At 64.2% G+C, this 12,195-nt stretch carries 11 protein-coding genes; 6 read left to right on the top strand and 5 right to left on the bottom strand.

Going from position 1 to position 12,195, the window contains the following annotated elements:
- The first annotated feature begins 95 nt into the window (after positions 1-95).
- Entirely contained in the window at positions 96-1,295 is a 1,200-nt protein-coding gene (gene rlmN / locus GE253_RS17075; protein WP_089288740.1) for a 23S rRNA (adenine(2503)-C(2))-methyltransferase RlmN, read from the top strand.
- 147 nt (positions 1,296-1,442) lie between these two features.
- On the opposite strand, the gene GE253_RS17070 is transcribed toward rlmN, so the two are convergent.
- Both GE253_RS17070 and pip read right to left on the bottom strand, forming a co-directional pair.
- Positions 1,443-2,510 carry a hypothetical protein gene (locus GE253_RS17070; RefSeq protein ID WP_153205348.1) on the bottom strand — a complete coding sequence of 356 codons (1,068 nt, stop codon included), beginning with the start codon at positions 2,508-2,510 and terminating at the stop codon, positions 1,443-1,445.
- Positions 2,511-2,609: 99 nt separating this feature from the next.
- Positions 2,610-3,560 (bottom strand): prolyl aminopeptidase, encoded by a 951-nt coding sequence (pip, locus tag GE253_RS17065; RefSeq protein WP_153205347.1) that lies wholly within the window; start codon positions 3,558-3,560, stop codon positions 2,610-2,612.
- Between the two features lie 206 nt (positions 3,561-3,766).
- On the opposite strand from pip, the gene GE253_RS17060 reads away from it, so the two are divergent.
- The gene (locus GE253_RS17060; protein ID WP_153205346.1) at positions 3,767-4,012 is read left to right on the top strand and encodes a hypothetical protein; all 246 of its coding nucleotides are present in this window, start codon (positions 3,767-3,769) and stop codon (positions 4,010-4,012) included.
- 358 nt (positions 4,013-4,370) lie between these two features.
- Complete coding sequence (locus GE253_RS17055) at positions 4,371-4,763, top strand: MarR family transcriptional regulator (RefSeq protein ID WP_153205345.1); 393 nt, start codon at positions 4,371-4,373, stop codon at positions 4,761-4,763.
- A 317-nt stretch (positions 4,764-5,080) separates the two neighbouring features.
- Here GE253_RS17055 and GE253_RS17050 read toward each other — a convergent pair whose 3' ends face one another.
- The 3 genes from GE253_RS17050 to GE253_RS17040 are packed head-to-tail and all read right to left on the bottom strand — an operon-like array spanning position 5,081 to position 8,411.
- On the bottom strand, positions 5,081-5,731 hold the full coding sequence (locus GE253_RS17050; RefSeq protein ID WP_153205344.1) for a TetR/AcrR family transcriptional regulator: 651 nt from the start codon (positions 5,729-5,731) through the stop codon (positions 5,081-5,083).
- A gap of 1 nt (position 5,732) precedes the next feature.
- Positions 5,733-7,319: a DHA2 family efflux MFS transporter permease subunit gene (locus GE253_RS17045; RefSeq protein WP_153205343.1), complete on the bottom strand. Its 1,587-nt coding sequence runs from the start codon at positions 7,317-7,319 to the stop codon at positions 5,733-5,735.
- Between the two features lie 3 nt (positions 7,320-7,322).
- Positions 7,323-8,411 (bottom strand): HlyD family secretion protein, encoded by a 1,089-nt coding sequence (locus tag GE253_RS17040; RefSeq protein WP_153205342.1) that lies wholly within the window; start codon positions 8,409-8,411, stop codon positions 7,323-7,325.
- Between the two features lie 260 nt (positions 8,412-8,671).
- Between GE253_RS17040 and GE253_RS17035 the strand changes: the two genes are divergently transcribed.
- From GE253_RS17035 to lnt, 3 genes are all read left to right on the top strand, one after another.
- Positions 8,672-9,100, top strand: coding sequence for a hypothetical protein (locus GE253_RS17035; RefSeq protein WP_153205341.1), 429 nt, complete (start codon positions 8,672-8,674; stop codon positions 9,098-9,100).
- A gap of 159 nt (positions 9,101-9,259) precedes the next feature.
- Positions 9,260-10,468 carry a hypothetical protein gene (locus GE253_RS17030; protein ID WP_153205340.1) on the top strand — a complete coding sequence of 403 codons (1,209 nt, stop codon included), beginning with the start codon at positions 9,260-9,262 and terminating at the stop codon, positions 10,466-10,468.
- Between the two features lie 130 nt (positions 10,469-10,598).
- Positions 10,599-12,191 (top strand): apolipoprotein N-acyltransferase, encoded by a 1,593-nt coding sequence (gene lnt / locus GE253_RS17025; protein ID WP_153205339.1) that lies wholly within the window; start codon positions 10,599-10,601, stop codon positions 12,189-12,191.
- The last annotated feature ends 4 nt before the right edge of the window (positions 12,192-12,195 follow it).

Raw genomic sequence — 12,195 nt, 5'->3', positions numbered from 1 at the left:
GGGCGGGGTGGTGCCCGCCCCGCAGCGCCTGCAAGGCACCCTGACCGGCTGCGCCTTTGACAGAAGGCGCTTTCTGCCCCATCTATCGGCACATCATGGGTATCGAAAATCACAGCGACAAGTTCGCCGCCGCCCCCCGCGCGGACGGGCTGACCAATCTTGTTGGGCTTTCCCGCGAAGAGCTGGAGGCAACGCTGGTTGCCGCCGGTTTCGAAAAGTTCCGCGCGCGGCAGGTCTGGCACTGGATCTACCATCGCGGCACCACCGATTTCGCGCAGATGTCGACGCTGGCCAAGCCGGCGCGGGAAAAGCTGGCGGCGCATTTCGTCGTCGACCGGCCCATCCCGATGAAGGCCCTGCTGTCGGAAGATGGTACGCGCAAGTGGCTCTGCCGCTTTCATGACGGGCAGGAGGTGGAGGCCGTCCACATCCCGGAGGAAGATCGCGGCACGCTGTGCGTCTCCTCCCAGGTCGGCTGCACGCTGACCTGCCGTTTCTGCCATACGGGCACCCAGCGCCTGGTGCGCAACCTGACGGCGGATGAAATTGTCGGTCAGGTGATGCTGGCCCGCGACGATCTGGGCGAATGGCCGAGCCCGCCGGATGGCCGGATGCTCTCCAACATCGTCATGATGGGCATGGGGGAGCCGCTCTATAATTACGACAATGTCGCCAAGGCCTTGAAGATCATCATGGATGGGGAAGGTATCTCCATCTCCAAGCGGCGCATCACCCTGTCTACGTCGGGTGTGGTGCCGATGATGAAGCGGGCGGGCGCGGAATTGGGCGTCAACCTCGCCGTTTCCCTGCACGCGGTGAATGATGAGCTGCGCGACCGTATCGTGCCCATCAACCGCAAATACCCGATCAAGGAATTGATGGAAGCGGTGCGGACATATCCGGGCCTGAACAATGCCCGGCGCTGCACCTGGGAATATGTGATGCTGAAGGGCGTGAATGACAGCATGGCGGACGCGCGCGAGCTGGTGCGCCTGATCCGCGGCATTCCCTCCAAGATCAACCTGATCCCCTTCAACCCCTGGCCCGGCTCGCCGTTTGAACGCAGCGATTGGGACCAGATTGAGAAGTTCAGCGATTATCTGAACGAGGCCGGCTATGCCAGCCCGATCCGCCGCCCGCGTGGCGACGATATCCTGGCCGCCTGCGGTCAGTTGAAGAGCGAGAGCCAGAGGGCGAGCGCCTCCCAGCGTTCCGCCCAGTTGGAGCAGCACAAGATCCTGGCGGCCGAATATGCCGCCCAGATCGCCGCCAAGGAAGCGGCCCTGGCGCTGTGATGGGGTTGAGGAGAGCTTCCCCAACCCTCCATACCCGGCTGGAAAACCCTGATTTCATTCAATAACCTGTCATTCGCCACCGTTATTCCCGCCTGCGCGGGAATGACGGTTATTTTATTGTCAGGGCGTTGTAATTCCGAAGGCCTCTCAAGCCTCGTTGGCGGCCCCGTCGAAGGGGGAGAGCTGTTCGGGGAACAGGTCGGCCAGGGCGGCGGCATCCGGCCGGCAGATGCCCCGTTCCGTCACCAGCCGGCTGACAATATCGGCGGTCAATAAAGCCAGATCGGGGGCGGCAATGGCGCTGGGCCGGGCCGCCCGCCAATGGATGGCACCGGCGGTCAGGCAGGCGATGACCGGCACACCGGCAGCGCTGGCGGCCTGCGCCAGTGCCGCCTGATCCGGCCGTACCGCCAGATCGCCGGCGGGCGTGGCCCGCTCCACTGCCAGCCACACAGCACTGACCGGCCCCGCCGCCAGCCGGGCCAAGGCGGTGGCCTGATCCAGTTGCCGATGGGCAATACCCGCCTCTGCCAGTTCCCAGGCGGTCAGCGGGCTGGTGGTCAGGGCCAGGGGTGGGGGCAGGGGTGGGGGCAGGGGGGGCGTTATGCCCTGCCAGATCCGGCCGCCGCTGATCTGCCAAAGATCATATTGTTCCTGCGCCAGGAACAAGGCGGCCGTGGCAGCACCCCAGCCCATGGCCGACAGCCAGCCCGACTGGGCGGCCAGCATCAGGGGGGTAGAAACCCCTTCCTCGTCCGCGCTCCGCAGCAGCGGCAGGGCGTGGCGGCCGATGGAAAGATGGTTCTCCTGATCCTCCTGCGCGATGGCGTCGGCCTCTGCCATGGCATTGTCGGCCCGTTCCGACGGCGGGCTGATATCCAGCGCGTCGCGCACCCGGTCCAGCGCCCCGCGCAGCAGGGGGCAGCGGTGATCCAGTACCGCCAGCGTATAGAAAGCCGCCATCACGGCCGCCATGTCGGGGTCGCGCCGTGCCGCCAAGGCCAGCCCATAGGCGGCGGCCACGGCGCGGCGGGCGGGCCCCTGCACGCTGCCTTCCCGGATGGCCGCCAGAATATCCGCCACCGAGGCAGCCGCGCGCAGCGCCAGCCTTTGGGGCAGGGCCCGCTGATCGATCAGGACCAGGGATCGATCATCCGCCCCGCGCCAGATGGAGCGGTGGCGGATGAAGGATGAGAGCTGTTGATCGGCCGACATGGCGTTCCTGCGCCGATGGACATTATCTTCAGCATTAACGCCCATCAGGCGATGGTCAAGTGACGCTTATCTGCAAGTCGAGCAGAAAATGCCACCCCTTCAACGCAAGGTTTTAAACCGTTCCGTCGCCTGCACTAAAGCCGTGCGAATGCCCGGTTCCATGGCGCTGTGCCCAGCATCTGGCACGATGATGTAATCTGCCTCCGGCCAGGCGCGGTGCAGCGCATCAGCCGTATTGATCGGGCAGACCACATCATAGCGGCCCTGGATGATCACCGCCGGAATATGGCGGATGCGATCGACATCGCGCAGCAGCTTGTCTTCCGGGGTCAGCATGTTGTTGCGGAAATAATGCGCCTCGATCCGGGCCAGCCCCAGCGCGTGGCTATCCTCGCCCGAGGCAGAAATCAGTTCCGGGCTGGGCAGCAGGGTGGAACAGGCCCCCTCATACATGCTCCAGACGCGGGCGGCCTGCATCCGCACTGACGGGTTGTCGTGGGTCAGCCGCTTCCAATAGGCGCCCAGCAGGTCGTCCCTTTCTGCCGCCGGGATATAGCTGACGAAATTATGCCAGGCTTCGGGGAAGAACTGGCGCATCCCATAAAGGAACCAGTCGATCTCCGTCTGGCGCATCAGGAAGATGCCGCGCAGGATCAGCCCGATCACCCGGTCGGGATGGGCCTGGGCATAGGCAATGGAAAGCGTGGAACCCCAGGAGCCGCCAAAGACCAGCCAGCGCTGGATGCCCAGCATCTCCCGCAGCTGTTCCAGGTCGGCCACCAGATGCGGGATATCATTATCCTGCAATTCCCCCAGCGGGGTGGAGCGGCCGGCGCCGCGCTGGTCCAGAATGATGATGCGGTAATGGGTGGGATCAAAGAAACGGCGATGGGTGGGCGATGCCCCCGCACCCGGCCCGCCATGCAGGAACAGCACCGGCACCCCTTCCGGGTTGCCGGATTGCTCCCAGTACAGCGTGTGGAGATCGTCCACCTTCAGGCGGCCGGTCTGAAAGGGTTCCAGCGGGAAGAAAAGATCGCCACGCGGCATGGTGGTATGGATCCGCTTGCTTGGGTTGTTTTGTGACAGTCTAGGGCAAGCAAGGGGCCAATGGCAAACCATCCGACAACAGGGAACCGGTCGGGCGGCCCCGCCCTGGCATAGACGGTTCGCGTTCCATGCAGAGACTGCTGGCTTGACGCAAATCATCCGATAACGGATGTTTTGCGTCAACGCATGGATAGAGGATCATTCCCATGAGCATCCCCCTGTTTCTGGCCCGGTTATGGGGCTGGTTGCGCCCTGTGACCCGGCCCGACGATCTGCCCGCCGTCATCCTGCGGGAGTTCGATGGTGAGGGCCGGCATTTCACCGAACGGTTGGCCCTGGGCCGCCATCGTCAGCCTTTTTTGTTTCGTATGCATCCGATATCGGAACTGACGGAGTACAGGGACAGATTGTTCCTTGCAACCTTCCCGCAGATCGGCGATAGAGTCCGGTGAACCCTTCCCGCCACCCCCCAGCATAAGGAGCCTATAAGATGGACATGAATTCTCACTTTACCGGTACCGGGGACGCTGTGCGTTGCCGAACCGGCGCGCGACTGGTCGCCCAAAAAATCTCCCTCAACCAACAAACGATCTTTCGAACATTCGAGGGCTGTGATGAGCTTCTTCTTCTCTGTGGCCAAGGGGCCGAAATTATTCATTGAACTGGCCCATTGGGCTGATCATGGCGCCCCCGGCGGACGCCGTTACGACCTCCGCCGCGAGAATGGCGAGCTGTTGATCTGGCTCGGCCGCCTGCATTTGATTTACACGCCGGCCCGTTGGCGGCCGCCGGCACGGGGACCAACAATACATGGCCGTAAACCACCCACAGACTGCCGGTTGGCATCCTGACGCGCTGGACCCGCTGGTCCGCGTCTTGGAGGCGTTGCGCGTGCTGGATCCGGATCTGCCGATCCAGTATGCGCTGTCCTTTCTGACCATCGCGCAGAATGAGGGTCTGTCGATCCGCGATCTGTCCGAACGGCTGGGCATTGCCCAGTCTTCAGCCTCCCGCAACGTGGCCGCCTTGTCGAAATGGCACAGTTTCGGCAAGGAGGGTCACGATCTGGTGCAGGCGGAGGAAGACCCGCGTGAACGCCGCCGCAAGATCATCACCCTGACCGACAAGGGCCGCGCCCTGGCGACCCACCTGTCCGACCTGATCCAACCGGAAGACAGCCCACCGATCCGCCGGATGGCTTGAGGCTTGGGTCAACTTTATGGGGCTGCTGGGATGGCCCCTATCGGCCTTTTCCTGAGTGTCTGTCCGGAAAGTTTTCGTTCTTTCTCAACACGTTAATGTTCTGATCCCGTCACCCCGGCGAAGGCCGGGGTCCAGCTCGTAGAGCAAAGCGCTTGTGATTCTGGACCCCGGCCTTCGCCGGGGTGACGGTAGCGCTTAAAGATAAGACGTGTAAGACGTTGAGATAACGTGAAACTTTCCGGACGGGTACTAAACTCTTTTTAAGGCCGCATGACAGTCAGGAACGCGGCCTCCCTACAAAATATTTGCCTCTATCCTCAATCCTGCGGCCCATAGGCGGCCATGAAAACCCGCACGGCGGCCTGGGCGCGGATGCGCATCTGATCCGGGGTCATCTGCGCATCCTGTCCCAACAGGGTGCGCAGCTGCAGCTGGCCATTGACCAGCCCGAAAAACTGCTCGGCCGCCAGCGCCGGATCGGCAATCCGCAGGGTGCCCGCCTCGCTCTGCCGGCGCAGGTAATCGGCCATGCGCCGCAGGGTCAGCAGCGGGCCGTTTTCATAGAAATGCGGACCGGCATCGGGGGATTGGGTCTGGGTGCTGGCGGAAATGATCACCCGCACCAGACAGGGATAATGCGGCCGGGTCAGCAGGTCCAGAAAGCGCATTCCCTGGGCTTCCAGCACGGCGGCAGGGCTGGCATTGGCGCCCATGCTGGTGATGGGTTCAACCAGCGCGTCGCTGCGCCGACGTACCATGGCTTCGAACAAGGCATCCTTGTTCTTGAAATGCTTGTAGATCGTCTGTTTGGAGACACCGGCCACCACGGCAATCCGGTCCATGCTGGCGCCATGGCCTTCCTGGATGAACACGGATTCCGCTGCCTGCAAAATAGCCTCCCGCTTGGCCGGGTCCATGGGCCGGCCGGCCCGGCGGGGGCCGGCACAGCATTCCGCTTCCATCACCATGTCAGTGCGCCCCAGTATCCGACGCCCCGCGCAGCACGGGCCGTTTGACAAAGGGCAGGGTCAGCAGGGCAAGTGTGAACAGCAAGGCCATCACCAGGAACAGGTCGGAAAAGGTCATCACATGAGCCTGTTTCTGCACGATACCGGATAAAACCGCCAGCGTGCCGGCATCGCTGCCGGTGCTGACCGTCAGGCGGTTGCCCACCTGTTCCATCCAGCCCTGCACCACGGGCCGGGTCGGGTCCACCCAATCGTAAAGCACACGGGTGTGCAGGGCCAGCCGTTCGGTGATGACGGTATTGATGCCGGCAAGCCCGAAGGCCCCACCCAGATTGCGCATCAGGTTGAACAGGCCCGAGGCGTTTTTCACCGCCTGCGGCGGCAGGGTGCCCAGCGCCAGGGTGGTGATGGGGATGATGCAGAACATCAGCCCCGCCCCGCGCAGCATCTGCGGCAGCAGCAATTCGTTGAACTGCCAGTCCGCCGTCACCGGCACGGAGATATAGAAGCTGACGGCCAGCAGGAAGAAGCCCAGGGCCAGCAGCTTGCGCACATCCATTTTTGCCGACAGCTTGCCGACAATGGGGGAGGACAGGAACTGGCACAGGCCGGTGATAACCATGGTGGCGCCAATCTGCTGGGCATTCAGCCCGCGGATCTGCCCCAGATAAAGCGGCAGCATATAGACCGAGCCATAAAGCCCGATGCCAATGATGAAGCCATATAGGCTGCCAATAGCGAAATTGCGGTCGCGCAGGGCCGACAGATCGACGATGGGCCGGCGATATGTGAGCATCCGCCAGAAAAACAGCACGCCCGCCACCCCAGCCAGGATGGAGAAGCGGACAATCTCCTCATCCTCGAACCATTGGTTGCGCGCCCCTTCCTCGATCACATATTCCAGGCTGCCCAGAAAGGTTGCCAGCAGCACGATGCCGATCAGGTCAATGCCGCTCAACAGGCTGCGGTCGCCCTTGTCGATATCGATGCAGTTCCATACCACGGCGCTGACCACCAGGCCCGGCAGCAGGTTGATCAGGAACAGCCAGTGCCAGCTGAACTGTTCGGTCAGATAGCCGCCCAGGGTGGGGCCGATGGTGGGGCCCAGCGTGGCGACCAGCCCCACCACCACCGTTACCACCGCCCGCCGCGCCGGGGGAAAGGCGGTGAAGCTGGTGGCAAAGACGGTGGGAATCATGGCGCCACCGATGAAGCCCTGCAGGGTGCGCCACAGCACCAGCTCGTCGATGCTGCCGGACTGGGCGCAGAGAAAGCTCATCAACGTGAAGCCCAGGGCAGAGGCGGTGAACAGCACGCGGGTGGATAGCAACCGCGACAGAAAGCCCGAAAGCGGGATCATCACTACTTCGGCAATCAGATAGCTGGTCTGGACCCAGACAATCTCATCGGTACTGGCGGCCACACCGGACTGGATCTGCGACAGGGAGGAGGCGACGATCTGGATATCGAGGATCGCCATGAACATGCCGAACACCATGGCGACGAAGCCGATCACGGTCCGCCGGCTGATGGCGGCATCCGGGGGGGAGGCAGCGGCGGCCCCCCCTGTCACAGTCATGTCCGTCATGGTTCAGCGCTCCGCCACCTGGCCGCCGGCGGGGATGTCCGGCCCGTCGATGCCGATCAGATCCTTGCCGCCAGCGCGGGTATCCACCGCCACTTCCACCGACAAGCCGGGGCGCAGCCGGCCCGCCATCGGGCCATTCTTGGGCAGGGAAATCCGCACCGGTACCCGCTGCACGATCTTGGTGAAATTGCCGGTGGCATTTTCCGGCGGCAGCAGGCTGAACTGCGCGCCCGATGCCGGGGACAGGCTGGCGATGCGGCCGGTCACCGTCAGATCATGATAGGCATCCAGCTTGATGGTCACCGGCTGGCCAATGCGCAGCCGGTCGATCTGGGTTTCCTTGAAATTCGCGGTGACATAGGCCTCACTCACCGGCACCAGGGCCATCAACTGGGTGCCGGCATTGACATATTGGCCGACGCGCGCGTTGTTGCGGCCGATGACACCGGCCTTTGGCGCGCGCAGCACCGTCTTTTCCAGCTCACTTTCCGCCAGCACCAGGGTGGCCTCCGCCTGGGCCAGATTGGCCTCTGCCTGCACCCGTTCGGTGCGCAGCACGGCGATCTGGTCGCGCTCGGCCGCCAGGGCGGCCTGGGCGCGCTTCACCGCCGCACCGGCCTTGGCAGCATCGGCCTGGCTGGTGGAAAGCTGCTGCTTGCTGGCGAAATCACGCGTGGCCAGGGCGGTATAGCGGCTGGCATCGGCCCCGGCCCGCCGCTGTTCGGCCTGGGTGGAGGCCAGGCTGGCCGTCGCCTGGGCGATCAGCGAATCTTCCAGCACCAACCGGCTGTCGATATTGGTGATGGCCGCCGCCGCCGCATCGCGCTGGGCGCGGGCCTGATCCAGCCGGGCGCGGAAATCCCGGTCATCCAGGCGCAGGATGACATCGCCTTCCTTCACCTTCTGGTTTTCCACCACCGCCACCTGATCGATATGGCCGGCGACACGGGTGGAGAGCGTGATGATCTCCGCCTCCACATAGGCGTTGTCGGTGCCCTCGATGAAGCGCCCCTCGCTCCACCAGTGCCAGCCGGCATAGCCCGCCCCCAGCAACAGCGGCACCGCCAGGATCAGCCCCAGTTTCTTGTTCATGATCGGTCCCCCGGACGAATTATGGAACTGGACGGTCCAGTTTTGTTTTGAGGGTGCCGTGAGACCGACCACCCGTCAAATGAATAAATGGACTCATCAGTTTGATAATAGCGTGGGCAGCCATGCCGGCGGGACATGCTGACCGGAAGGTCATGGGATCGCCCTATCCGGGTCGGGGGGTTCTTTGCTAGACAAGCAAGGGCATGGGCGAACGGCAAAAGTCAGGGCGGCAGCGGATGTGGCGGCAAGATCAGGGTAGTATGACGGGGCAGCGATTGCCGGATCGCCGCCGCTTACTGCGCGGCCTGCTGGCCGGTGGTCTTTGCCTTGCCCTGGTGGATACGGCCCCGGCACAGGCATCGGAAGCAGTTGACCCGAAAATCCGCTTCATCAAGTTTCCGCCCATCCTGCTGCCCGGCAAGGATCGGTTGGCCTATCTGCGGCTACGCTTCACGCTAGTGGTGCGCGAAGGCGAAAAGATGCAGCAGGAAGCCGATCTGGTGAATGCCTATAAGCCCCGGATCATCGGGCTGGTCACCGAACGGCTGCCGCAAGACAATGTGGTGGACCGTGATTCCGGGCCGGAACAGGTGAACCATCTGAAGGAATGGCTGCGCGACCTGGCCAACACCATTGTTGGCCAGCCGGTGGTGGAAGAGGCGCTGATTGTCTCTATCCTGACCGGTTAAACGGTGGCGGTGGAGCCCATCTGCGCATAGGGGCTTGCACCGGGTGGTTAATTGCATTTCAATGGGTGGAATATCCCATTGATTGTGGCTCGCTTGCGCCCGTTTTCCATCCTTGTCCTGCTCTGCTGTCTGCTGTCCGCCGGCTGTGGCGGAGGCGGTATGATTTTGCCACGCGGCACGGGCGGCGCGCCCGTGCCGCTGGCGCTGGATAATGTGACGGTGGATGTGCCGCGTGGCAGCAGCATTGGTGGCTATGGTTTCGGCCTGCTCTGCCGCCCGCCTTATAATGACATTGCCTGGAGCCAGCGCCCCGCCTGGGACGGCCAGTTGGCCTTGGCGGTGCGCGATGGCATGGCGGCGGGCGGGGCCCCATTGGCGGATGACAGGCGTCACGGCCCCCTGCGTTCAACCCAGCCCTGGCAACTGTCCGCCCGCATCAGCCAGATCAATTTTGACCTCTGCCGCGCCAACGATCTCTGGTTTGGTAAACCGATCGGGGAGACGGGCACAGCAACGGTGACGGTGGAATGGACCCTGCAGCGGGCGGGGGCGCCCCCCCAGCGGCTGACCAGCCACGGCCGGGGCGGCACCGATATCCCGGCAGCGGGTGACAGCAAACTGTTGATCTTGACCAACGCCCTGACCGATGCGGCGCTGCGGCTGGCCACCCACCCGGATTTCCGCACGGTGCTTTCAGGCCCGTCGGCGGTAGAAGAAACAGCGCAAGCGACGGCACAAGCCCAAGCCATACCCGGCTTTCCGGCCCCCGAAACGACGGAGAGGGAGACGCAGACACCGGCAGACACCACCCCCATTCCTGCCGCTATTGGCGATCCATTGCTGATGGTTTCGGCAGCCCCCCGCCAGCGCCCGGCCTTGGTGCTGGGGCCGGATGGGCTGGCGCTGATGCCGCTGGAGATGGAGCCCGACTGGCTGGCCGCCGGTGCCGCCCCCATCTTGCCCGTACGGACGGTGACCGATAATGCTGGCGGGCAGGCCATACCCCTGGCTTGGGACCGATTGGCGGCGGTTGTTCTGCTGCGGGTGGAAATGGCACCCCATCCGCTGCCCGGCATGGCACCGGTCCGACCACGCAGCCCGCCGGTGGGAAGTCTGCTGCATCCGCCGGGCAAGCCTGAGCACACGGCGATGATTGCCGCCCGGCGTGAAGAAGGGCCGTTGCCGGTGCTGTTGCTGGATTTGCCGGAAGGGCTGGCCCCGCCGCCTTTCCTGCTGGATGGTTCCGGCCGGCTGGCGGCGGTGATCGCTGGCCAAGCCTTGCAAGGCGATCTTCAGCCCTATCACCCTGCCGGCCCTTTATTGACACGGCTGCTGCTGAAATTGCCAACGGCCGGTCAACTCCCCTGAGGGCAATACGCTCAGCAGGCGGCGACCCGCCGAAAGATACCGCCATCAAGCGAAAAGCCGGTGGACGCTCACCATCATGCCGCAATTGCGCTATAGGATGGGCCATCCGCCGATTGTTCCTTGAGAGAAGATGAGCGCCCTTTCCCTTGAAGCCGGCCCGCTGTCCGGCCTTGCCACCCGCCTCAAGGAACTGACAGGCTGGCGGCGCTATGGGCTGGCGGCACTGGCTGGCGCGCTGGCCACGGCCAGCCTGCCGCCCTTTCATGTGCTGCCGCTGCTGCTGGTATCGTTTCCGCTGCTGCTCTGGCTGTTGCAGGGGGCGGGGACGGCAAAGCGCACCTTCTGGGTGGGCTGGTTCTTCGCCTTCGGCCATCATGTGCCGGGGCTTTACTGGATTTCCGTGGCGCTGTTTGTCGATATCGGCCGCTTCTGGTTCATGCTGCCGCCGGCCGTGCTGGGCCTGCCCGCGCTGCTGGCCGTGTTTGTCGGGCTTGGCTGTCTGCTGCATCGCGGGCTGGTCGGGCGGTTCGGGCTGGGGCCGGTGGCTTCCCTGCTGGTCTTTGCGCTCTGCTGGGCCGCGATGGAATGGCTGCGCGGCCATGTCTTCACCGGCTTTCCCTGGAACCTGATCGGCTATGGCTGGTGGCCGGTGAAGCCGGTGCTGCAGGCGGTTTCCGTCACCGGCATCTATGGTTTGTCGCTGCTGACCGTGCTGCTGGCCACGCTGCCGGCCCTGGCCGTGGGGGCCAACTGGCGTCGCCCGGCCGCCGCCGGTTTGGCTGGGCTGGTGCTGCTGTCCGGCTGGGGTGGCTGGCGCATGGCGGGGCAGGGGCTGGAGACGGTTCCCGGAGTCACCCTGCGCGTAGTGCAGCCGAACATCCCGCAGACCCTGAAATGGGATCCCAATGCCAAGCTGAACAATGTCCGCCAGACCATCAACCTATCCGCCGCCGATGGGTGGGAGAAGGTCAGCCATATCATCTGGCCGGAAACCGCCATCCCCTATTTCCTGCAGGCCCCCGCCGATGGCAATGACAGCGCGGTGCTGGCCCAGACGGTGGGGCGCATCGCGCCGGCCGGCGGCCTGTTGATCACCGGGGCACCGCGGGTAGGTAAGGGGGCCGATGGGGCGGAGCATTATTATAACAGCCTGTTCGCCCTGGATGCCGGCGGGGCGATCACCGCCACCTTCGACAAGTTCCATCTGGTGCCGTTCGGTGAATATCTGCCGCTGCGTGATTTCCTGCCTGCAGGCATCAATGCCGTGGCGGCGTCGGCCAGCGATTTCAGCCCCGGTCCCGGACCCCAGACCCTGACCCTGCCGGGCTTGCCATCGTTCAGCCCGCTAATCTGTTACGAGGTGATCTTCCCCGGCCATGTCGCCCGCACCGGCGAGAGCCGGCCGCACTGGCTGCTGAACCTGACCAACGATGCCTGGTATGGAAATTCCACAGGCCCCTATCAGCATTTCACCATCAGCGCCGTGCGGGCGGTGGAGGAGGGGGTGCCGATGGTACGCGCCGCCAATACCGGCATTTCCGGCGTGGTCGACGCCTATGGCCGCGTCACCGCCCGGCTGGGCCTGGGGGAGACTGGGCACTTGGATGCCGCTCTCCCCGTGGCCGCCCCCGTGACACCCTATGCCCGTTTCGGGGATGGGATGCTGGCCTTGTTGATGGCGCTGGTGGCCGGGCTGGCGGTGCTGACGCGGCGGGTGAGGTGAGCAT

Origin of the sequence: Niveispirillum sp. SYP-B3756, from assembly GCF_009495745.1 — a bacterium.
Lineage (GTDB): Bacteria > Pseudomonadota > Alphaproteobacteria > Azospirillales > Azospirillaceae > Niveispirillum.
Note: the sequence above shows the minus strand (reverse complement) of the source record. Positions and strands in the feature narration are given on the sequence as shown.

What these genes read in the sequence shown, in the direction of transcription:
- GE253_RS17060 (WP_153205346.1), top strand. Translation starts at nt 3,767, where the DNA reads ATGAGCATCCCCCTGTTTCTGGCCCGGTTATGGGGCTGGTTGCGCCCT.
- rlmN (WP_089288740.1), top strand. Translation starts at nt 96, where the DNA reads ATGGGTATCGAAAATCACAGCGACAAGTTCGCCGCCGCCCCCCGCGCG.
- GE253_RS17070 (WP_153205348.1), bottom strand. Translation starts at nt 2,510, where the DNA reads ATGTCGGCCGATCAACAGCTCTCATCCTTCATCCGCCACCGCTCCATC.
- GE253_RS17050 (WP_153205344.1), bottom strand. Translation starts at nt 5,731, where the DNA reads ATGGTGATGGAAGCGGAATGCTGTGCCGGCCCCCGCCGGGCCGGCCGG.
- GE253_RS17045 (WP_153205343.1), bottom strand. Translation starts at nt 7,319, where the DNA reads ATGACGGACATGACTGTGACAGGGGGGGCCGCCGCTGCCTCCCCCCCG.
- lnt (WP_153205339.1), top strand. Translation starts at nt 10,599, where the DNA reads ATGAGCGCCCTTTCCCTTGAAGCCGGCCCGCTGTCCGGCCTTGCCACC.
- GE253_RS17055 (WP_153205345.1), top strand. Translation starts at nt 4,371, where the DNA reads ATGGCCGTAAACCACCCACAGACTGCCGGTTGGCATCCTGACGCGCTG.
- GE253_RS17030 (WP_153205340.1), top strand. Translation starts at nt 9,260, where the DNA reads ATGATTTTGCCACGCGGCACGGGCGGCGCGCCCGTGCCGCTGGCGCTG.
- GE253_RS17035 (WP_153205341.1), top strand. Translation starts at nt 8,672, where the DNA reads ATGACGGGGCAGCGATTGCCGGATCGCCGCCGCTTACTGCGCGGCCTG.
- pip (WP_153205347.1), bottom strand. Translation starts at nt 3,560, where the DNA reads ATGCCGCGTGGCGATCTTTTCTTCCCGCTGGAACCCTTTCAGACCGGC.
- GE253_RS17040 (WP_153205342.1), bottom strand. Translation starts at nt 8,411, where the DNA reads ATGAACAAGAAACTGGGGCTGATCCTGGCGGTGCCGCTGTTGCTGGGG.